20 protein-coding genes are annotated in these 19,969 nt (G+C 57.0%); 12 read left to right on the forward strand and 8 right to left on the reverse strand.

The window, feature by feature from the left end; translation table 11 throughout:
• Positions 1-33 precede the first annotated feature (33 nt).
• Positions 34-603, forward strand: a complete 570-nt coding sequence (locus EXW94_RS01980) for a carboxymuconolactone decarboxylase family protein (RefSeq protein WP_010430102.1) — start codon at positions 34-36, stop codon at positions 601-603.
• Complete coding sequence (locus EXW94_RS01985) at positions 596-1,213, forward strand: CDP-alcohol phosphatidyltransferase family protein (protein ID WP_010430104.1); 618 nt, start codon at positions 596-598, stop codon at positions 1,211-1,213. The genes EXW94_RS01980 and EXW94_RS01985 overlap by 8 nt, the downstream gene beginning before the upstream one ends.
• Here the strand turns inward: EXW94_RS01985 and EXW94_RS01990 are convergent.
• The 6 genes from EXW94_RS01990 to xthA all read right to left on the reverse strand — a co-directional run bounded on the left by EXW94_RS01990 (position 1,210) and on the right by xthA (position 7,389).
• Positions 1,210-2,517 (reverse strand): sulfurtransferase, encoded by a 1,308-nt coding sequence (locus EXW94_RS01990; RefSeq protein ID WP_174339372.1) that lies wholly within the window; start codon positions 2,515-2,517, stop codon positions 1,210-1,212. The two genes, EXW94_RS01985 and EXW94_RS01990, sit on opposite strands and share 4 nt — an antisense overlap.
• Before the next feature lie 71 nt (positions 2,518-2,588).
• The gene (locus EXW94_RS01995; RefSeq protein ID WP_174339373.1) at positions 2,589-3,209 is read right to left on the reverse strand and encodes an ATP-binding cassette domain-containing protein; all 621 of its coding nucleotides are present in this window, start codon (positions 3,207-3,209) and stop codon (positions 2,589-2,591) included.
• Positions 3,209-4,744 carry a thiamine ABC transporter permease gene (locus tag EXW94_RS02000; RefSeq protein WP_174339374.1) on the reverse strand — a complete coding sequence of 512 codons (1,536 nt, stop codon included), beginning with the start codon at positions 4,742-4,744 and terminating at the stop codon, positions 3,209-3,211. The genes EXW94_RS01995 and EXW94_RS02000 overlap by 1 nt, the downstream gene beginning before the upstream one ends.
• Positions 4,717-5,877 carry an ABC transporter substrate-binding protein gene (locus EXW94_RS02005; protein WP_174339924.1) on the reverse strand — a complete coding sequence of 387 codons (1,161 nt, stop codon included), beginning with the start codon at positions 5,875-5,877 and terminating at the stop codon, positions 4,717-4,719. The genes EXW94_RS02000 and EXW94_RS02005 overlap by 28 nt, the downstream gene beginning before the upstream one ends.
• Before the next feature lie 15 nt (positions 5,878-5,892).
• Positions 5,893-6,576: a TVP38/TMEM64 family protein gene (locus EXW94_RS02010; RefSeq protein ID WP_174339375.1), complete on the reverse strand. Its 684-nt coding sequence runs from the start codon at positions 6,574-6,576 to the stop codon at positions 5,893-5,895.
• Between the two features lie 6 nt (positions 6,577-6,582).
• Complete coding sequence (gene xthA / locus EXW94_RS02015; RefSeq protein ID WP_100166976.1) at positions 6,583-7,389, reverse strand: exodeoxyribonuclease III; 807 nt, start codon at positions 7,387-7,389, stop codon at positions 6,583-6,585.
• 433 nt (positions 7,390-7,822) lie between these two features.
• Between xthA and EXW94_RS02020 the strand changes: the two genes are divergently transcribed.
• The 7 genes from EXW94_RS02020 (at position 7,823) to ves (ending at position 15,488) form a co-directional block, all read left to right on the forward strand.
• Positions 7,823-9,043 (forward strand): aspartate aminotransferase family protein, encoded by a 1,221-nt coding sequence (locus tag EXW94_RS02020; protein ID WP_010430119.1) that lies wholly within the window; start codon positions 7,823-7,825, stop codon positions 9,041-9,043.
• Entirely contained in the window at positions 9,040-10,074 is a 1,035-nt protein-coding gene (gene astA, locus EXW94_RS02025; protein WP_120158871.1) for an arginine N-succinyltransferase, read from the forward strand. The genes EXW94_RS02020 and astA overlap by 4 nt, the downstream gene beginning before the upstream one ends.
• Positions 10,071-11,558: a succinylglutamate-semialdehyde dehydrogenase gene (gene astD / locus EXW94_RS02030; RefSeq protein ID WP_174339376.1), complete on the forward strand. Its 1,488-nt coding sequence runs from the start codon at positions 10,071-10,073 to the stop codon at positions 11,556-11,558. Before astA ends, astD begins: the two co-directional genes overlap by 4 nt.
• Positions 11,545-12,870: an N-succinylarginine dihydrolase gene (gene astB / locus EXW94_RS02035; protein WP_148399498.1), complete on the forward strand. Its 1,326-nt coding sequence runs from the start codon at positions 11,545-11,547 to the stop codon at positions 12,868-12,870. Before astD ends, astB begins: the two co-directional genes overlap by 14 nt.
• A gap of 9 nt (positions 12,871-12,879) precedes the next feature.
• Positions 12,880-13,845: a succinylglutamate desuccinylase gene (gene astE, locus EXW94_RS02040; protein WP_108416799.1), complete on the forward strand. Its 966-nt coding sequence runs from the start codon at positions 12,880-12,882 to the stop codon at positions 13,843-13,845.
• A 329-nt stretch (positions 13,846-14,174) separates the two neighbouring features.
• Positions 14,175-14,669 (forward strand): ATP-independent periplasmic protein-refolding chaperone Spy, encoded by a 495-nt coding sequence (gene spy / locus EXW94_RS02045; RefSeq protein WP_174339377.1) that lies wholly within the window; start codon positions 14,175-14,177, stop codon positions 14,667-14,669.
• A 261-nt stretch (positions 14,670-14,930) separates the two neighbouring features.
• Positions 14,931-15,488 carry an environmental stress-induced protein Ves gene (gene ves / locus EXW94_RS02050; protein WP_108416801.1) on the forward strand — a complete coding sequence of 186 codons (558 nt, stop codon included), beginning with the start codon at positions 14,931-14,933 and terminating at the stop codon, positions 15,486-15,488.
• Here ves and cho read toward each other — a convergent pair.
• Both cho and nadE read right to left on the reverse strand, forming a co-directional pair.
• On the reverse strand, positions 15,466-16,344 hold the full coding sequence (gene cho, locus EXW94_RS02055; protein WP_212473761.1) for an excinuclease Cho: 879 nt from the start codon (positions 16,342-16,344) through the stop codon (positions 15,466-15,468). The genes ves and cho overlap by 23 nt on opposite strands.
• Positions 16,345-16,490: 146 nt before the next feature.
• Positions 16,491-17,318: an ammonia-dependent NAD(+) synthetase gene (gene nadE, locus EXW94_RS02060; protein ID WP_108416802.1), complete on the reverse strand. Its 828-nt coding sequence runs from the start codon at positions 17,316-17,318 to the stop codon at positions 16,491-16,493.
• A 232-nt stretch (positions 17,319-17,550) separates the two neighbouring features.
• Between nadE and osmE the strand changes: the two genes are divergently transcribed.
• From osmE to chbC, 3 genes are all read left to right on the forward strand, one after another.
• Positions 17,551-17,895, forward strand: a complete 345-nt coding sequence (gene osmE / locus EXW94_RS02065; RefSeq protein WP_010430142.1) for an osmotically-inducible lipoprotein OsmE — start codon at positions 17,551-17,553, stop codon at positions 17,893-17,895.
• A gap of 241 nt (positions 17,896-18,136) precedes the next feature.
• On the forward strand, positions 18,137-18,517 hold the full coding sequence (locus tag EXW94_RS02070; protein ID WP_277922488.1) for a PTS sugar transporter subunit IIB: 381 nt from the start codon (positions 18,137-18,139) through the stop codon (positions 18,515-18,517).
• An 80-nt stretch (positions 18,518-18,597) separates the two neighbouring features.
• Positions 18,598-19,956 (forward strand): PTS N,N'-diacetylchitobiose transporter subunit IIC, encoded by a 1,359-nt coding sequence (chbC, locus tag EXW94_RS02075; protein ID WP_010430146.1) that lies wholly within the window; start codon positions 18,598-18,600, stop codon positions 19,954-19,956.
• The last annotated feature ends 13 nt before the right edge of the window (positions 19,957-19,969 follow it).

Here is a 19,969-nt window from a genome sequence, read left to right on the forward strand (position 1 = left end):
TCTTTCTCAGAGTCCAGCTATCAGGAGAATCAGGTGAAAAAGACCACCACCTGGGTTGCCCCCATCGAATCCCTTCCCGCCAGCCTTAAGCCGATTGCCGCCATGCAGAAAAAAAATTTTGGCGCGGTGCTTAATCCCACTCGCTGGTGGGGACGGATGCCGCGTCTGTTCTGGCTGGTGGCGCTGTTCGTCGGTTATCTGGAGCGCCGCAAGGCACCTCTTTCCCCGGTGCTGCGTTCACTGCTGATGACACGCGTGTCGCAGCTGTGTCACTGCGCATTTTGTATTGATGCCAACAGCCTGCGGCTTGCCGAGCGGGCGGGCGCGCTGGATAAAGTTCAGGCGGTGAGCCACTGGCGTGAAAGCGATGTATTCAGCGACGAGGAGTGCGCTGCGCTGGCGTATGCCGAAGCCGTCAGCGCCACGCCGCCTCAGGTGGATGACGTGGTCAAAGCGCAGTTGAAGCGCCACTTTACAGACGACGCGATTACCGAAATGACGGCGTTGATTGCGTTTCAAAACCTCTCGGCACGTTTCAATGCCGCGCTCGACATTCCTGCTCAGGGGCTGTGCGCTACCTTTAAAGAGAAACCCCATGCTTGATAAACACCTGCATCCTCGCCTGAAACCTCTCCTTAACCAGCTCGTGGCCGTGCTGGATAAATCCTTTATTACCCCTGATGGCCTGACGTTAACGGGATTTGCCGTCGGCGTGCTGGCGCTGCCGTTTCTGGCGCTCGGCTGGTATTTTGCTGCGCTGGTCGCCATCGTATTCAACCGCCTGCTGGATGGTCTGGACGGTGCGCTGGCGCGCCGCAGGGGATTAACCGATGCGGGAGGGTTTCTGGATATCGCGCTCGATTTTCTGTTTTACGCGCTGGTCCCGTTTGGCTTTGCCCTGGCTGCGCCCGCCGAGAATGCGCTGGCCGCCGCCTGGCTGTTGTTCGCGTTTATCGGCACCGGCAGCAGTTTTCTGGCGTTTGCGGCGCTGGCGGCGAAACACGATATCGACAACCCCGGCTATGCGCACAAGTCGTTTTATTACATCGGTGGGCTAACGGAAGGGACGGAAACCATCGCGCTGTTCGTACTGTGCTGCCTGTTTCCGGCGCACTTTACGCTGTTTGCGTGGATATTCGGCGCGTTGTGCTGGCTGACCACCACAACGCGCATCTGGAGCGGCTATGTGACGCTGAAGTCACTCAACGCTTAGAGGGTACTCTCAGGCCCGCGTTTGCCGGTAGAGACCGGATTTTGCGGATGACTGCTCCATTCGTACCAGCCGCCGTCATAGACGGCGACGTTCTTCCAGCCCATCGCGCGGGCGTACATAAAACTTTCTGACGCCCGCCAGCCGGTGCCGCAGTAAAACGCGACGTGCTGCTCAGGCTGGATGTGCCAGGTCTTCCACATAGCGGCTATATCATCGGCGCTGCGCATGGTGCCATCCGGGTTATGGAAATCTTCCATGTGGGTCGCGTCGCTGCCCGCGTGACCCCAGCGCGCCCCGGCAATTTCACCTTTGGGCTTGATGTAGCTGTAGCCGCTGGTGTCACCGATAAACTCCGGCCACGAACGAATGCTGACCAGCGAGGCATCCTGACGGTGTAGCATGCCGCGCGCCTGTTCCATATCCACCATTAGCTGAGGCTGGCCGGGGATCGGTGCACCGAAATCCGGGGCGGGCTTCACGTTTGCGGGCATACCGCGCTCAACCGGCAGGTTGGCCTCTGACCATGCTTTCCAGCCGCCGTCGAGAATGCGAACATCCTTCACCCCCGCATACAGCATGATTTGCGCCACGCGCGCGGCGGCGTAAACGTCACGGCCATACAGAATGACGGTGGTATCGTGACGGATCCCGTGCTTCGCCAGCATCGCTTTCAGCGCGTCGTCAGAAACCTTATTCCACAGCGGCTCGCTTTCCACCTCGTTGGTGTCGATGTAACCCGCGCCGGGGATATGGTTCAGCAGGTAAAACTTCGGTGCGCCCCAGGCGGCTTCAATCACTTTCCAGTCGCCCGCCGGGGCGGCGGTGACCGGTTTGCCTTGTTGTAGCTGGTGGATCCACTGCGGGTAGACAAGTTGTTCAAAGTGCGGCAGGCGCTGTAGGCGGTCGGGCGTTTGCAGGGCATCGCTGAGAAGCGACACATGCGTGTATCCGGCCTTCTCCAGGCGGGCTTTAACGGCCTGGTTGTCGGCATCGCGACCGTAAAGGGCAATGGGCATGGACGAGGTAAGCTGGTGCTGTTTTATCCACGCGCCAATCTGCCCGTCGCTCATGGCTCTAAGCCAGGAGGCCGCCAGGTTGAGCGCGGCGGGTTCATGCCCGGAGGGGCCGCTGAGCGTTTGCGGCCAGCCGTTGTAAAACGCGCTGGGGCGGGTGTCGATGGCTTTGCCCTGTTGTGCCTGCAGTTCGGCCAGCGTAAGGGAAGAGGACATATCAGCCGCCACGGCGGAGAGTGAGGCGAGGCCGCAGAGCAGGGCCAGCGCGGTCAGTTGAGAAACACGTTTCATCGAATAACCTGACGTCAGTAAAAGGGGGGCATTGTCGTCTCTCCCGGATCTGAAAACATTGCGTTAGCACATTATTGCCAGCGAGAAATCTCGATCACCTCGCCACCGGGCGGAATGTCTTCCTCATCATGGGTGACCAGCACCACAGGAATATTACGCGCACGAACGGCGTCAAACACCCATTTTCGAAACGTCGTTCGTAACGCTTTATCGAGGCGGCTGAACGGTTCATCCAGCAATAATGCCTGCGGCTCCGCAAGCAGGGCGCGCAGCAGGCTGACCCGGGCGCGTTCTCCGCCGGAAAGCGTAGCAGGGTCGCTGGCAGAGTAATTTTCCAGCCCGGCAGAACGTAGCGCCTGCTCAACGCGTTCTCGACGCGCCTCGCCTTTAATGCGGGAAGGCAGGGCGAGCATCAGGTTTTGCCCGACGCTGAAGTGGTCAAACAGCAGGGCGTCCTGAAAGAGGATCCCTAAACCACGCGTTTCCACGGGCAAGGTGTCACAGCGGCGTTCTTCAAGCCACAGTTCTCCCTGCGCCTTAAAATCAGAAGATAACGCCCCCACCATCCAGGAGAAAAGTGTCGATTTCCCGCTTCCGGACGGCCCCATCAGGGTCATTATCTCCCCGCGCGGTACACAAAAATTGACCTGCCGGAAAAGCGGTTCAATGGTGAGATTTTGCACCTTTAACATTATCGTAATCCTCGACGGTAGCGGCCTGCCAGTCTGGATAAGAGGGCGGCGGTGCCAAAAACGATGCCCGTCACTAACAGTAATCCCAGCGCGCGGGTAGCCAGGACTGGAAGACTTCCTCCGCTGCTGAGCGCCACGGTTTCAGTGGTCAGCGTGGCAAAACGCCCGGCACCCAGCCACAGTGTGGGCATGTATTGCGCCATGCTCACCGAAAACCCGGTGGCAAAAGCCAGTAACGCCGGGCGTACCAGCAGGGGGCATTTTAGCATCCAGAATATTTTCATCCGTCCCCAGCCAAGCGTTCTGGCGGAGAGGAACAGTCGGGGATCCAGCTTTTGCCAGGCAGGTTGCAGCACCAGCAGCGTCCAGGGCAGCACCCACAGCAGGTGCCCCCAGAGCACGGCAGCGAACTGCCCGTCGATGCCCAGCGTGAGCGCAACGGCATATTGACCGGAGACAAGAGGTAGAGCGGGCAACGCGAGCGGCAGCCAGATCCACAGCGCGCGTCTTTTGGGCCCCCATTCGAGCCAGAGAAAACTCAGCCCAAGCGCCAGCACGCCAGAGAGCATCCCCAGCGTAAGGCTGGTGGTTAACGGGGACAGCGCGGCCGCTTCGGGACGCGCTAAACCGAGCAGCACGATGGCGCAGAGGATCCCACATCCCGGTAGCCACCAGGCGAGCGACTTTTCCGGTACCGGCAGGGACGCGCGGCGCCTGACGCCGGAGAGGTTTGGCAAGGTGCGTCGCCAGACTTTCCAGATGCCGAATCCCACGCCGGCCAGCAGCGCCAGAGTCAGGAGTAAGAGAAGGCAAACGAGCGTTCCCTGCGCCTGCTGCTGCGCATCGCCCTGGCTGAGCCACTGCCAGGCCAGCACCGCCAGCGTGGGGGGATTACCTGGCCCCAGAATAATGGCAACATCCACCACAGACAGCGACCAGGCCAGAACGGCCAGCATCACGGCCCCCAGCGCGGGGGCAATGGTCGGCAGGACCAGCCAGCACAGGCGCTGAAGGCGTCCGTAACCGAGGGTACGCAAAACCACATTCTTCTGCGCCAGCTGCGCTTCAGGCAGCGCGGCATAGAGTGCCCACAGGACAAACGCGCTCTCTTTGACTGCGAGCGTTAGCCCCAGCCCGATGCCATAACGATCGAGTTGCGGTGAGCAGAAAGTGCAGACCTGATAAAACAGCCCTCCCTCGGCAAACAGGAGTAACGCGCTGGTCGCGAAAGCGACGTGGGGCACCGCCAGCATCCAGGGTAACTGCGTGCACAAGCGACGCCAGCGTTCGCCGGGCCACAGCAGCGTGATGAACCCCAGGGCAATCACCAGCGAACCCAGCGTTGCCAACAGCGTCGAGACCAGCGTAGCGGCAAACGCCTGCGGCAACTGGGGGTCGTCAGCCAGCGCCTGCCAGCTATCGAGCGACAGCGCCGGGGTAAACAGCATAGCGACGGCAGGAAGCAGCGGGAGATAAATCACCGCCATTACCAGCCAGATCGCCGCGCTTAGCGGGTGCCGTAGCGGCGAAGCCATTCCTGCTCCAGCGCGTTAACCCAGGCGGCGTGCGGTTCAGGAAGAACTGCCGGTAACGCTTCTGGCGTGTGGCTGCGAAGCCGCTTCGCCTCATCGGCGGGTAGCGTTCCCGGGTCCAGCACGCTCGGGTCACCCCACACGGCCGGGTCGGCTTTGCGGATCTGCGCCTGCGGTGAAAGCAGGAAGTTTGCCACCACTTTTGCCCCCGCACTGGCGCTGGCATTCGCCGGAATGGCGACAAAATGGACGTTACCGATCGTACCGTTCTTAAACCCGAAGCTGTAGCTGTCGGCAGGGAGTTCACCGCTGGCGACCTTTTGCCGGGCATGTGCCGGGTTAAAGGTCATCGACAGAGCCAGGTTGCCGCTGGCGAGCAGGGCATCCATGCGCGCGGGCGAGGGAGGAAAATCTTGCCCTTTACGCCACAGCAGTGGATGCAGCGTGTCGAGGTAGCGCCACAGCGGCGCGGTAACCTGCTGGAAGGTATCATCCGGCGCTTTTTTTAGCGCGTCAGGCTGCGTGGTGAGCGTCAGAAGCAGCTGTTCCAGGAACGCCGTGCCGGTAAAGTCAGGCGGGCGCGGATAAGTGACGTAGCCCGGATGCTGCTGCGCCCAGGCCAGCAATGCCTGAGGGGTATCTGGCGGCGCGGGCATGCTTGCTTTACGGGCGATAAAGGTCAGCTGCGCGCCGCCCCACGGCGATTCTGCTCCCTCGATTGGGATGGCAAAATCCTCCGTAACCGGTTTACGCGTATCAACGTATCGCCAGTTCGGCAACTGCTGTGCCCATTCGGTTTGCAGCAAACCCGCCTCTTTTAGGGTGCGGAAATTTTCTCCGTTAACCCAGAGTAAATCGACCGAGCCGTTGTGGTTTCGCCCTGCGGCATGTTCCGTCTGGATGCGTTTTACCGCATCGGCGGCATCCGCCAGACGAACAATCCTGAGGTCAATCGCGTAGTGCGTTTTCATTTCGCCGCTAACCCAGTCCAGGTAGCGGTTTACCACCGGATCGCCACCCCAGGCATTAAACCAGACGGTCTGGCCTTTTGCCTGTTGTTGAAGGGATTGCCAGCTGTCTGCAGAAAAGGCTGGCGTCGCCAGTAGCAGGCTTGTCAGAAACGCGCAAAAACGCACACGGCGCATAATGCCTCACTTTTTGAACGAAGAGGTGTAACGGGAAAAGAGCCAGCGGGTGGCCAGCGGGAATAACCCCAGTAGTGTAAAGGCGAACAGCACACTCGGCGACAAAATATCGCGCAGCGATGTCACTCTTCCAAGCTCGCGCCCGGCGTTGAGAAAGACAACCGTTGCAGGCAGCATGGCGGCCTGACTTACCCACCAGTAGCGACGCACCGTGATGCGGGTCAGCCCCATCATCAAATTCACCAGGAAAAAAGGAAATAGCGGCATCAGGCGAAGGGCAAAAAGGTACCCCGCGCCGTCACGCGCCATCCCGGCATTGACCGTTTTCATCTGTAGCGTAAAACGCCGTTGCACCCCGTCGCGAAGCAGATAACGGCTGGCGAGCATCGCCAGCGTGGCGCCGAGCGTGGACGCAAACGACACCAGCAGTACGCCTTCCCACAAGCTGAAAAGTGCACCACCCAGCAGCGTCAGGATGGCTGCGCCAGGGATCGACAGGGCGCTTACCACGACATAGATAACAAAAAAGGTGAGCGCACTTCGCAGGGGGGCATGTTCGACCTGCGTGAGCAACGCCTGCTGGTGCGTTTTTATCACGTCGAGGGAGAGCGTACCCGGTGGCAGGAGGAAGAACGCCAGCGCAAAGGCGCCCAGAAAGGCGCACAGGAAAAGTGTTTTTTGAATGTTCACACAGGGTTATAGCTTGAATTTCGCCCACACCGGCGCGTGGTCAGACGGTTTTTCCATGCTACGGATATCGTAGTCAATACCGGTTTCGATGCAGCGTTCTGCCAGCGGGGAGCTGGCCAGCAGCAGGTCGATGCGCAGGCCGCGGTTGTCATCAAAGCCTTTTGAGCGATAGTCAAACCACGAGAAGCGATCCTGCGTCTCCGGGTTGGCGGTACGGAAGGTATCCACCAGGCCCCAGTCCAGCAGGCGCTGCATCCACTCGCGCTCTTCCGGCAGGAAGGAACATTTGCCGGTACGCAGCCAGCGTTTGCGGCTGTCTTCACCAATGCCAATATCCAGGTCGGTCGGGCTGATGTTCACATCACCCATAATCAGCACCGGGTTGTCTTTGTTCAGTTCGGTGGTCAGATAGTCCTGCAGATCCTGATAAAACTTGGCTTTGGCCGGGAATTTGGTCGGATGGTCGCGGCTTTCGCCCTGGGGAAAGTAACCATTGATCACGGTGATGTTCCCCAGCGGGGAAGGCAGCTCCGCCATGATGATGCGGCGCTGTGCTTCTTCGTCATCGCCGGGAAAACCACGGCGCACAGAAACGGGCGTCTCTTTGGTCAACAGCGCAACGCCGTAATGGCCTTTCTGCCCATGATAAAAGACGTTGTAACCGAGTTTCGCCACCTCTTCGAGGGGGAACATGTCGTCGTGAACCTTGGTCTCCTGCAGGCCGATCACATCTGGCTGATGTTGCTCAACAATGGCTTCAAGCTGATGAGGACGGGCGCGCAGGCCGTTGATATTAAAAGAGACAAATTTCATAGTCGCTGCCAGTGCAAGGTGAATAGTGCATGGATGGTAGCAGAAATTGTGTCGTCTGTTATCCGCTTCGCCCAATTACTGCGACAGATAATGCCAACGGTGCAATTTTTGCACCATTCTGACGCACCTTGCCCCCAAACAGAGCGTAAATGGTCAATAAATTTCGCGAGCGATCACAATTCCAGAATTATATTTGGCCTGTGCATACTCTTTCTGATTTTCATGCGGCAAAGCGCCGCTCGTCGTAAAAATATTCACTTTTTATGCATTAACAGTGAATAACTCCATATCGTAACCTGTTGATATTCTGTCTTGCTATCCCGTTTATGCATTTTTATCGCTGGCTGGCACGAAGCGTGCAATCTACATTCACAGTGCAAACACCCAATTATTTAACATTCAAATAACTTTTTATTTACCGGATGAGGTCGCTATGTCTCTGTCAATTACGCGTGAAAATTTCGATGAATGGATGATGCCGGTTTACGCTCCGGCGGCTTTTATTCCGGTACGTGGGGAAGGCTCGCGCCTGTGGGATCAGCAGGGCAAAGAGTACATCGACTTTGCGGGGGGGATTGCGGTGAATGCGCTGGGCCATGCGCACCCGGCGCTGCGTCAGGCGCTGAACGACCAGGCGGCGAAGTTCTGGCATACCGGTAACGGCTTTACCAACGAGCCTGCGCTGCGCCTGGCAAAAAAACTGATCGACGCGACCTTTGCCGAAAAAGTGTTTTTCTGTAACTCGGGGGCGGAAGCCAACGAAGCGGCGCTGAAGCTGGCGCGTAAATATGCCCACGACAAGTTTGGCACGCACAAGAGCGGGATTGTGGCGTTTAAGAATGCCTTCCACGGCCGCACGCTGTTTACCGTCAGCGCAGGCGGTCAGCCTTCTTACTCTCAGGACTTTGCGCCGCTGCCACCGGATATCCGTCACGCCATCTATAACGATCTGCAGTCCGCCAGCGAGCTGATTGACGACACAACCTGTGCGGTGATCGTCGAGCCGATGCAGGGCGAGGGTGGCGTACTTCCGGCGCAAAAAGCCTTCCTGCAGGGGCTGCGCGAGCTGTGCGATCGTCACAATGCGGTGCTGATTTTCGACGAAGTGCAGACCGGCGTGGGCCGCACCGGTGAGCTGTATGCCTATATGCACTATGGCGTTACCCCGGACGTGCTCTCAACCGCCAAAGCGCTGGGCGGCGGCTTCCCGATTGGGGCAATGCTGACCACCGATAAATTTGCCAGCGTGATGACCGTGGGCACGCACGGCACCACCTACGGCGGTAACCCGCTGGCTACCGCCGTCGCCGGGCAGGTGCTCGACATCATTAACACCCCTGAGGTGCTGAAAGGCGTTAAGCAGCGTCACGACTGGTTTGTTGAACGCCTGAATGCCATCAACAGCAAAATGGGGCTGTTTAAAGAAATTCGCGGTCTGGGGCTGTTAATCGGCTGCGAACTCACGCCGGAGTTTGCCGGAAAAGCTAAACTTATTTCACAGGAAGCGGCAAAAGTGGGCGTGATGGTGCTGATTGCCGGTGCCAACGTGGTGCGGTTTGCCCCTGCGCTGATCGTCAGCGAAGAAGAGGTGAGAACTGGCTTAGACCGTTTTGCACTGGCCTGTGAACAGGTGAAATCCGGGGTGTCATCATGATGGTCATCCGTCCCGTTGAGCGCGGCGATCTCGCCGGGCTCATGCAGCTTGCCGGTAAGACAGGAGGCGGGCTGACCTCGCTTCCTGCCGATGAAAAAACGCTGTCGGCGCGCATTGAGCGCGCCCTGCAAACCTGGCAGGGGACGTTGCCAAAAAGCGAACAGGGGTATGTGTTCGTGCTGGAAGAGACCGACACGGGCACCGTGGCCGGGATTTGCGCTATTGAAGTGGCCGTCGGGCTTAACGACCCGTGGTACAACTACCGCGTCGGCACCATGGTTCACGCCTCGAAAGAGCTGAACGTCTATAACGCGCTGCCCACGCTGTTTCTCTGTAATGACCACACGGGTGCCAGCGAGCTATGCACGCTGTTCCTCGATCCGGCGTGGCGCAAAGAGGGCAACGGCTATCTGCTCTCCAAATCGCGCTTTATGTTTATGGCCGCCTTCCGCGATCGCTTTAACGAAAAAGTGGTCGCCGAGATGCGCGGCGTGATTGATGAGACAGGCTACTCGCCGTTCTGGGAGAGCCTGGGCGAGCGCTTCTTCTCGATGGAGTTCAGCCGGGCGGACTATCTCTGCGGCACGGGCCAGAAAGCCTTTATTGCCGAACTGATGCCGAAACATCCTATCTATACCCATTTTCTCACCCCGGAAGCGCAGGCAGTGATCGGCGAAGTGCATCCGCAGACCGCGCCCGCCCGCGCGGTGCTCGAGAAAGAGGGGTTCCGCTACCGTAACTATGTCGACATCTTCGACGGCGGCCCAACGCTTGAGTGTGACATTGACCGCGTGCGCGCCATTCGTAAAAGCCGTCTGGTGACGGTCTCCGAAGGACAGCCCGCGCCGGGCGAGTGGCCAGCCTGTCTGGTCTCCAACGAAAATTACAATAATTTCCGCGCCATGCTGGTACGTACTGACCCTAAATGTGAGCGTCTGGTACTGACGGCGGCGCAGCTGGATGCGTTGAAATGTAACGCGGGCGACTCGGTTCGCCTGGTGCGTCTCTGCCCTGAGGAGAAAACAGCATGACTTTATGGATTAACGGTGACTGGGTAACGGGTGAAGGCGACCTGCGGGTAAAAACCAATCCGGTCGGCCAGGCGGTGCTCTGGAAAGGAAATGATGCCAGTGCCGGGCAGGTAGAGCAGGCGGGCCAGGCTGCTCGCCGCGCGTTTCCGGCATGGGCAAAACAGCCCTTCGCCGTGCGCCAGGCGATTGTGGAAAAATTTGCCGGGCTGCTGGAGGCGAATAAGGCCGAACTGACGCGCATCATTGCGTCTGAAACCAGCAAACCGCGCTGGGAAGCGACCACCGAAGTGACGGCGATGATCAACAAAATCGCCATTTCGGTGAAGGCCTACCACACCCGCACCGGTGAACAGCATACCGAGATGCCGGACGGCGCTGCCACGCTGCGCCACCGTCCACACGGCGTGCTGGCGGTATTTGGCCCGTACAACTTCCCGGGGCATCTGCCGAACGGCCACATAGTGCCCGCGCTGCTGGCGGGCAATACCGTTATTTTCAAACCGAGTGAGCTCACGCCATTAACCGGCGAGGCGGTGGTGAAGCTGTGGGAACAGGCCGGTCTGCCGCCGGGCGTGCTGAACCTGGTGCAGGGCGGGCGCGAAACCGGTCAGGCGCTGAGTGCGCTGAGCGATATCGACGGCCTGCTGTTTACCGGCAGCGCCGGAACGGGCTATCAGCTGCACCGCCAGCTGGCAGGGCAGCCGGAGAAAATTCTGGCACTGGAAATGGGCGGCAACAACCCGCTGATTGTCGAAGATCCTGATGATATCGACGCTGCGGTGCACCTGACGATTCAGTCCGCCTTTATTACCGCCGGACAGCGCTGTACCTGTGCCCGCCGCCTGTTGGTCAAGCGTGGCGCGCAGGGGGAGGCCTTCCTGAAGCGTCTGGTAGAGGTGAGCGCGCGTCTGGTGCCTGCCGCGTGGGATGCCGACCCGCAGCCGTTTATCGGTGGGCTGATTTCCGAACAGGCCGCGCTGAACGTGCTGAAAGCCTGGCAGGAGCACGTCGCGCGCGGCGCGAAAACCCTGCTGGAGCCGAAGCAGGTTCAGCCTGGTACCTCGCTGCTGACGCCGGGCATTATTGAGATGAGCGGCGCGAGCAACGTGCCGGATGAAGAGGTCTTTGGCCCGCTGCTGTGCGTCTGGCGCTATGACGATTTTGATGCGGCCATTGCGATGGCGAATAACACCCGCTACGGCCTGTCGAGCGGGCTGATTTCACCGCATCGCGAGAAGTTTGATCAGCTGTTGCTGGAAGCGCGCGCCGGGATTGTGAACTGGAACAAACCGCTTACCGGGGCGGCAAGTACCGCGCCGTTCGGCGGCGTGGGCGCGTCGGGCAACCATCGCGCCAGCGCGTGGTATGCCGCCGATTACTGCGCGTGGCCGATGGCGAGCCTGGAAACGCCGGCGCTGACGCTGCCGGAGACGCTTAATCCTGGACTGGATTTTACCGGAGGGGATCGTCATGAAAGCGCGTGAGGTCAACTTTGACGGGCTGGTGGGGCTGACGCACCACTATGCCGGTCTCTCATTCGGGAATGAAGCCTCGACGAAGCACCGTTTTCAGGTCTCCAACCCGAAGCTGGCGGCGAAGCAGGGGCTGCTAAAAATGAAGGCGCTGGCGGATGCCGGTTTCCCGCAGGCGGTCATCCCGCCGCAGGAGCGCCCGAACGTGGCTGTCCTTCGCCAGCTTGGCTTTAGCGGTACTGATGAACAGGTGGTGGAAAAAGCGGGGACGCAAACGCCGCACCTGCTCTCTGCCGCAAGCTCCGCGTCGTCAATGTGGGTGGCAAACGCGGCGACCGTCGCGCCGTCAGCCGACACGCTGGATGGCAAAGTCCATCTGACCGTGGCGAACCTGAATAACAAATTCCACCGCGCCACCGAAGCGGAAACCACCGAGCGCGTGTTGCGCGCCATTTTCCAGAATGACGCCCGTTTCGAGGTGCATCAGGCACTGCCGCAGGTGGCGATGTTTGGCGACGAAGGGGCGGCCAACCACAACCGGCTGGGCGGTGATTATGGCGATCCTGCCGTGCAGCTGTTTATCTACGGGCGGGAAGAGGGCGGTCACAACGCGCCCACGCGCTATCCTGCACGCCAGACGCTGGCGGCGAGCCAGGCGGTTGCCCGGCTGAACCAGGTCAATCCGTCACAGGCGATCTTTGCCCAGCAAAACCCGCAGGTGATCGACCAGGGCGTATTCCATAACGACGTGATTGCCGTCTCCAACCGTCAGGTGCTGTTCTGCCATGAACAGGCGTTTGCGCATCAGGAGAGGTTGCTTGCCACGCTGCATGAGCATGTACCCGGTTTTACGCCGATTCAGGTACCCACACAGGCGGTGAGCGTGCAGGATGCGGTAGAAACCTATCTGTTCAACAGCCAGCTGCTGAGCCGTGACGATGGCAGCATGATGTTGGTGCTGCCGCAGGAGTCCCGTAATCATCAGGGCGTGTGGCGTTATTTGAGCGAACTGGTGAAAGCCGATAATCCGATTGATGAACTGCGCGTCTTTGATCTGCGTGAAAGCATGGCCAACGGCGGCGGGCCAGCCTGTTTACGTCTGCGCGTGGTGTTGACGCAGGATGAAATGCAGGCGGTAAACCCGGCGGTCATGATGAACGATACGCTCTTTGCGCGGCTGAACGACTGGGTCGATCGTTACTATCGGGATCGCTTGACCCAGGCCGATCTGGTTGACCCGCAGCTTCTGCGTGAAGGGCGCGAGGCGCTGGATGCGTTATCGACAATCCTGCAGCTGGGATCGGTTTATCCGTTCCAGCGCTAGGGGGCTGATATGGAAAATTTACTGGCGCTGACGCTGGCAGACGAAACGCCCGAACAGACTGAGGGCGATGGCCCCTCATTCCACTGGCGCTGGCTGGGACGGGGCGTACTTGAACTGACGCCGTTTGCGCAGAGCGACGTATCGCTTCTGCTGTCGAGCGGTATTCACGGCAACGAAACTGCACCCGTTGAGATTGTCGACCTGCTGCTGCGCGCGTTGTACCGTGGAGAGATTACGCTCGCGTGTCGCGTGCTGGTGGTGTTTGGCAATCCGCCAGCGCTGGCGCAAAACAAACGTTACCTGGTGAGTGATATCAACCGGATGTTTGGGGGCCGCTGGTCGCAGTTCCCCCAAAGCGATGAAACGGCGCGCGCGCAGTGGCTGGAGAGCGTAGTGACGACGTTTTTTGTCACCGCGGGGGGAACGCGCTGGCACCTCGACCTGCATACGGCTATCCGTGCCTCTTATCATGTGCGTTTTGGCGTCCTGCCGCAGCGCAGTCAGCCCTGGGATGAAACCTTTCTGAGCTGGCTGGGGGATGCGGGGCTGGAAGCCCTGGTCTTCCATCAGTCGCCGGGCGGTACGTTTACCCATTTTACGTGTGAAAACTTCGGCGCGCTGGCCTGCACGCTGGAGCTGGGAAAAGCGCTGCCTTTCGGGGAAAATGATCTGACGCGCTTTGCTCCGACGCACTCTGCGCTTCGGGCGCTGCTCGGCGGCACCGCACCGGAACATGCGCAGGAGCCCGTCGTGCGTTATCGGGTCGTGCAGCAGATCACCCGTCGCAGCGATGCCTTCCTTCTCCATATGGCGGCCCACACGCTGAACTTCACGCCGTTCCGTCAAGGGGCACTCCTGGCAGAAGACGGTGACGAGCGATACGAGGTGCAGAAAGCCACAGAGTATGTTTTATTCCCCAATCCGTCGGTGGCGTTTGGTCTGCGAGCCGGACTGATGCTGGAAAAATTAGCCTGATAACTTCCCCTCTTGAAGTAAGAGGGGAAATTATTTTCTTAGCAATGAAGGCGGTTATATCTCTTTTGCAGAATATTCCTGGATAATTGCTTTATTAATAAACGCCACTTCGTTATACTTCTGCATAATCTCTTTAAAATCAGCATATTGAATATTTATGTTTCACCTCTCCATGTTTTATCCTTAATTCCTCCACATTTGGCGAAAAATTGTTTTTTACACTTTCATTGTTTTACCGTTGCTCTGATTAATTGACGATAAACCCCGTAAAGTGAATATCGTCAACACGGCATAGCGCCGAAGAATAACTGAAAGTAAGGAAATACATTATGCGTAAGTTAACTGCACTGTTTGTTGCTTCTACCCTGGCTCTGGGCGCTACCAGCATGGCGTTCGCCGCAGATACCGCCGCCACGACCGCCGCGCCAACTGAAGGCAAAATGATGATGCATCATAAAGGCAAGCCGGGTATGCACCATGAGATGATGATGTTTAAAGACCTGAATCTGACCGACGCGCAGAAACAGCAGGTTCGCGACATCATGAAAGGCCAGCGTGACCAGATGAAACGTCCTCCGCTGGAAGAGCGCCGCGCGATGCATGACATCATTGCCAGCGACAGCTTCGATAAAGCGAAAGCGGAAGCGCAGATCGACAAAATGGCCGAGCAGCATAAAGCCCGCATGCTTGCCCACATGGAAACCCAGAATAAGATCTACAACATTCTGACCCCGGAACAGAAAAAACAATTTAATGCCAATTTTGAGAAGCGTCTGACAGAACGTCCGGCGCCGGAAGGTAAAATGCCAGCACCAGCCAAATAATCGGTTCACCCTCTTAAGACCGCCGGGATCCTGTTCACATAAGCAAAAACGCTGTGGACAGGACCGGCGGTTTTTTCTTTCTGCCCACCTCTTGCCTGCCGCCGCCAGCGCGGTATTCTCCTGTAGTCGCGTCAGAGATTTACTAAGGTTTGCCCACTCTGCTGCCGATAATACGTCTGTAGATTTCCAACGATAATAAACAAGACAGCAATGACAGCAATGTCTTTGCCCTGGCGCAGGTTGCGCCCCTCAGGAGTGGTGATGGAGTTCTTTGATATCCGTAAGATGCCGGTCAGTCTCTGGCGTAATGGCGCTGGCGAAACACGCGAAATATGTTGTTTTCCTCCCGCGACGCGTGATTTTTACTGGCGCGCCAGCATTGCCTCTATTGCCAGCAATGGCGAGTTCTCGTCATTTCCCGGCGTCGATCGGGTGATCACCCTGCTGGAAGGGGGAGAGGTCACGCTGGATGCCGGTCAGGCATTTTTCCATACGCTGAAACATCACCAGCCCTACAGTTTTGCCGGCGATCTGCCGGTGAAGGCGCTGCTGACGGACGGGCAGATGTCGATGGATTTTAATATTATGACCCGGCGGGATTGCTGCCAGGCGAAGGTTCGCGTCGCGGATCGGACCTTCACCACCTATGGCTCCCGCGGTGGCGTGATATTTGTGTTAAGCGGGGCATGGCAGCTTGGCGAAAAATTGCTGACGGCGGATCAGGGAGCCAGCTGGGAGGAGGGCACGCATACCCTCCGGCTGCTGGAATCTACAGGGACGCTGTTGTTCAGTGAAATTACGTGGCTGCCAGGTCATTAAGCGAAATGATCTCGTACTTGCCGGTTAACACGGGTTTACAGAGTATTTTGTAGCCGTCGTGGTCGAATCCGGCGGGGGTACGCAGCAGGGTTGCGGCGTCTTGCAGCGTATCAACGGCGCCCAGCCAAAGCCAGTTGTGGACGATGTGATACTGCGTCATCAATTCCCCCACTTCCTTCAGGGCAACGGCACCTTCCCATGGCCAGCATTTGACGCTGATGGCCCCCAGCCCGGCGAGCAGTCGGGCATTATGCTCCTCGATGCTCTCTTTCCCACAACAGGCACCCGCGCAGCGTTTCAGCGCCGAGCGGAAACAGGCGCGGCCGCGCGTGGTGCCCTCTAAACCTAAAAGGCTGTAGCAAAGCTGTAAATCGTCGGCGAGCGCCTGCAAAGCCTGCAGTGCCGCGCGTTTATTGGCGAACAGGCCATAGAGGTTCGGCTCATGGGAAAAATCAACGTCACGGGCGTACACAACCTGTGGTTTGCCGTTGCTGATCTGCAGGGAACAGAGCTGGCGATTGCGCCGAAGCCGCTTATTGAACAGCGGCTGCTGCTCTTTTATCAACCGAGCTTCCAGCAATAGCGCGCCCATTTCACCCGCAGTCGGAAACCAGGTGATGCGTCTCGACTGGCGGAGCATCGCGGCTTCGTCCGGCGTGCGCAGATGGGATAATACCCGGCTGCGAATATTCACGCTTTTACCGATATAGAGCGGTAGGGTGTCGCTTTCGCCGTGAAAGATGTACACACCCGGCTGTTTAGGCAACGCTTCAAGCCAGGGGCGAAGATGTTCGGGATATTCATAGATAGCCGCCGCTTCAAACTCAAGACGCGGGGCGGATTGACGCCTGCTCACATACTGCTCCATATACTGTTCAGGTATACAGTGTAACAGGTGTGTGGTGGTTAAAAAAGAGTCGGGTGGCCTGATGCCCTCACCCCAACCCTCTCCCACGGGAGAGGGTGCAAACACTAAAAACGGTAACCAGTTACCGTTTTGCTTTATTTTTTCCAGAAGTCGTCGAACACCGTAATCGGCGTGTGACGCTTGTGCTCGGTTTTCAGATACCAGCCTTCGATAATCTTCGCAGTACCTTCATCCAGCTGTTTGCCTTCCAGATAATCGTCAATATTGTCATAGGTCACGCCCAGGGCTGCTTCATCAGGCAGGGAAGGGCGATCGTCTTCCAGATCGGCGGTTGGCGCCTTCTTGTATAAATGCTCCGGGCAGCCAAGTGCGGCGAGAAGCTGTTTACCCTGACGCTTGTTGAGGCGGAAGATCGGATTAATGTCGGTGCCGCCGTCGCCGTATTTGGTAAAGAAACCGGTGACGGCTTCCGCTGCGTGATCGGTGCCGACAACAACACCTTTGGTCATGCCCGCAATGCTGTACTGCGCTTTCATACGCTCACGCGCTTTTTCGTTGCCGCGGACAAAATCGCTCAGCTCGATACCGGCTTCGCGCAGCGCCTGCTCGCTTGCCAGCACGGAACCTTTAATGTTCACGGTCAGAACACGGTCGGGCTGAATGAAGGTAATCGCGTCCTGGCAATCTTGTTCGTCGGCCTGCACACCATAAGGAAGGCGCACGGCGATAAATTGCAGCGCATTATCACCCGTTTCTTCACGCAGCTCTGAAATGGCCATCTGGCACAGTTTGCCGGTCAGCGTAGAGTCCTGGCCGCCGCTGATGCCCAGCACCAGAGACTTCAGGAAAGCGTTTGTTTTTAAGTAGGACTTCAAAAAATCAACGCTTCGGCGGATCTCTTCATTTGCATCTACTGCAGGTTTCGCGCCCAGCGCCTGGATAATCTCTTGTTGCAGAGCCATTACGCCCTCCCTATGCAGAACGAGACAGAAAAATGTTATCTGTTAAAACTAACCCTTTGGGCGTAAAACGACAAGGATCACAGTTTCGAGTGCGCTAAATTGCGGCGCTTTAGCAGCTTATCGTTGTTTTATTAGAATTTTCCGAAATTCGTGTGGCGTAACTCGCAAAGTTGAACAATAGTATTTTTTATCCCATGCTTAGTTAACACGCTGATAAACAAGAGGACGGAATATGAACAAGAACGTAGCAGGAATTTTAAGCGCAGCGGCGGTACTGACTATGCTGGCAGGGTGTACGGCTTACGATCGCACCAAGGATCAGTTTACCCAGCCAGTTGTAAAAGACGTCAAAAAAGGGATGACGCGTTCACAGGTTGCTGCAATTGCAGGTAAACCTTCTTCTGAAGTCACCATGATTCATGCTAAGGGAACCTGTCAGACCTACATACTGGGTCAACGTGATGGTAAGGCAGAGACCTACTTTGTCGCGCTGGATGATACCGGTCATGTGATTAACTCCGGCTATCAGACCTGTGCAGAATACGACACCGATCCACAGGCCCCTAAGGCGCAGTAACCGCGCTTGCCTGAGGATGTTAACTAACCGGCCTGGTGGCCGGTTTTTTTATGCATACGTAAATCTTATTTCTTTGCGCGAATTATTTGCCCGAAATGTGAAGAGAGTCAACAAGCCAGGTCAATGAGAGACAATTTGACCCTATCCAGAATTATCCCCTCCTTGTACCATTGCGTATACTCGTTTCAACGACAAACAACAGTAAGTAACCTACCCGTCAGCCGGGATAGCAAGTCGAGTGATAGCGCGACGGCGGGGGGCACACAAGAGGGAAGTTATTATGGAAAAGAAACATATCTATCTGTTCTGTTCTGCGGGCATGTCAACCTCACTTCTGGTTTCCAAGATGCGTGCGCAGGCCGAAAAGTATGAAGTTCCTGTGGTGATCGAGGCGTTTCCAGAGACGCTGGCGGGCGAAAAGGGCCAGACAGCAGATGTTATTTTACTGGGGCCGCAAATCGCTTATATGTTGCCAGAAATTCAGCGTTTGCTGCCTCATAAACCGGTCGAAGTCATCGACTCGGGGCTGTACGGTAAGATTGATGGTTTAGGTGTATTAAAAGCTGCTGTTGCAGCTATTAAAAAAGCTGCTGTTGCAGCTATTAAAAAAGCTGCTAATTAATTATTTATTTTTCCCGTCAAAGAGTTATTTCACACACAATACGCCGTAACATGCGTTACGGCATTTAAGGGTATTTTCCTATGAGTAAAGTCATCGCTTCACTTGAAAAGGTACTCCTTCCTTTTGCTGTTAAAATAGGAAAGCAGCCTCACGTTAATGCCATCAAAAACGGCTTTATTAAATTAATGCCGTTGACGCTGGCCGGGGCAATGTTCGTTTTAATTAACAACGTTTTTCTGAGCTTTGGTGAAGGTTCCTTCTTTTATTCATTAGGAATTCGGTTAGACGCTTCCACTATTGAAACCCTTAATGGTCTTAAAGCCATCGGCGGCAACGTATACAACGGTACGTTGGGTATTATGTCGCTGATGGCGCCTTTCTTTATCGGGATGGCGCTGGCGGAAGAGCGTAAAGTGGATCCTCTGGCCGCAGGTTTACTCTCTGTCGCAGCATTTATGACGGTTACCCCATACAGCGTCGGCGAGGCTTATGCTGTCGGTGCTAACTGGCTGGGTGGCGCTAATATTATTTCGGGTATTGTTATCGGTCTGGTCGTTGCGGAAATGTTCACGTTCATTATTCGCCGCAACTGGGTTATCCGTCTGCCGGATAGCGTACCGGCATCGGTATCTCGTTCATTTTCCGCGTTGATTCCAGGCTTCATTATTCTCTCCATTATGGGGATTATCGCCTGGGCGCTCTCTCACTGGGGCACAAACTTCCACCAGATCATTATGGACTCTATCTCTACGCCGCTGGCGTCAATGGGTGGAGTGGTGGGTTGGGCGTATGTCATCTTTACCTCCCTGCTGTGGTTCTTCGGCGTGCATGGTTCACTGGCACTGGCGGCGCTGGACAGCGGTATCATGACCCCTTGGGCACTGGAAAACGTTGCGCTTTATCAGCAGTACGGCTCCGTTGATGCGGCGCTGGCAGCCGGTAAAACCTTCCATGTGTGGGCGAAACCGATGCTTGACTCCTATATCTTCCTGGGCGGTACCGGGGCGACATTGGGTCTGATCATCGCGGTCTTTATTGTCTCTCGTCGTGCCGATCATCGTCAGGTTGCGAAGCTGGCGCTGCCGTCAGGCATCTTCCAGATTAACGAACCGATTCTGTTTGGTCTGCCAATCATCATGAACCCAGTGATGTTCATTCCATTCATCCTGGTGCAACCGCTGCTGGCGGCAATCACCCTGACCGCGTACTACCTGGGCATTATCCCGCCGGTGACCAACATTGCACCGTGGACCATGCCTGCCGGTCTGGGCGCGTTCTTTAACACCAACGGTAGCGTTGCGGCATTCCTGCTGGCGATATTCAACCTCGGGATTGCAACCCTGCTTTACATGCCATTCGTGGCAATAGCGAACAAAGCGGCAACCGTTATCGATGAAGAAGAGAGCGAAGAGGATATCGCCCTCGCACTGAAATTCTAAAATTGCACGGCGC

The organism is Enterobacter sp. JMULE2 (genome assembly GCF_013337145.1).
In the GTDB taxonomy this organism is placed as follows: Bacteria; Pseudomonadota; Gammaproteobacteria; order Enterobacterales; family Enterobacteriaceae; genus Enterobacter; species Enterobacter mori.

Coding starts and splice junctions, on each gene's coding strand:
- EXW94_RS01985 (WP_010430104.1), top strand. CDS start 596: ATGCTTGATAAACACCTGCATCCTCGCCTGAAACCTCTCCTTAACCAG.
- EXW94_RS01990 (WP_174339372.1), bottom strand. CDS start 2,517: ATGAAACGTGTTTCTCAACTGACCGCGCTGGCCCTGCTCTGCGGCCTC.
- EXW94_RS01995 (WP_174339373.1), bottom strand. CDS start 3,209: ATGTTAAAGGTGCAAAATCTCACCATTGAACCGCTTTTCCGGCAGGTC.
- EXW94_RS02000 (WP_174339374.1), bottom strand. CDS start 4,744: ATGGCTTCGCCGCTACGGCACCCGCTAAGCGCGGCGATCTGGCTGGTA.
- xthA (WP_100166976.1), bottom strand. CDS start 7,389: ATGAAATTTGTCTCTTTTAATATCAACGGCCTGCGCGCCCGTCCTCAT.
- EXW94_RS02020 (WP_010430119.1), top strand. CDS start 7,823: ATGTCTCTGTCAATTACGCGTGAAAATTTCGATGAATGGATGATGCCG.
- astA (WP_120158871.1), top strand. CDS start 9,040: ATGATGGTCATCCGTCCCGTTGAGCGCGGCGATCTCGCCGGGCTCATG.
- astD (WP_174339376.1), top strand. CDS start 10,071: ATGACTTTATGGATTAACGGTGACTGGGTAACGGGTGAAGGCGACCTG.
- astB (WP_148399498.1), top strand. CDS start 11,545: ATGAAAGCGCGTGAGGTCAACTTTGACGGGCTGGTGGGGCTGACGCAC.
- astE (WP_108416799.1), top strand. CDS start 12,880: ATGGAAAATTTACTGGCGCTGACGCTGGCAGACGAAACGCCCGAACAG.
- spy (WP_174339377.1), top strand. CDS start 14,175: ATGCGTAAGTTAACTGCACTGTTTGTTGCTTCTACCCTGGCTCTGGGC.
- ves (WP_108416801.1), top strand. CDS start 14,931: ATGGAGTTCTTTGATATCCGTAAGATGCCGGTCAGTCTCTGGCGTAAT.
- nadE (WP_108416802.1), bottom strand. CDS start 17,318: ATGGCTCTGCAACAAGAGATTATCCAGGCGCTGGGCGCGAAACCTGCA.
- osmE (WP_010430142.1), top strand. CDS start 17,551: ATGAACAAGAACGTAGCAGGAATTTTAAGCGCAGCGGCGGTACTGACT.
- chbC (WP_010430146.1), top strand. CDS start 18,598: ATGAGTAAAGTCATCGCTTCACTTGAAAAGGTACTCCTTCCTTTTGCT.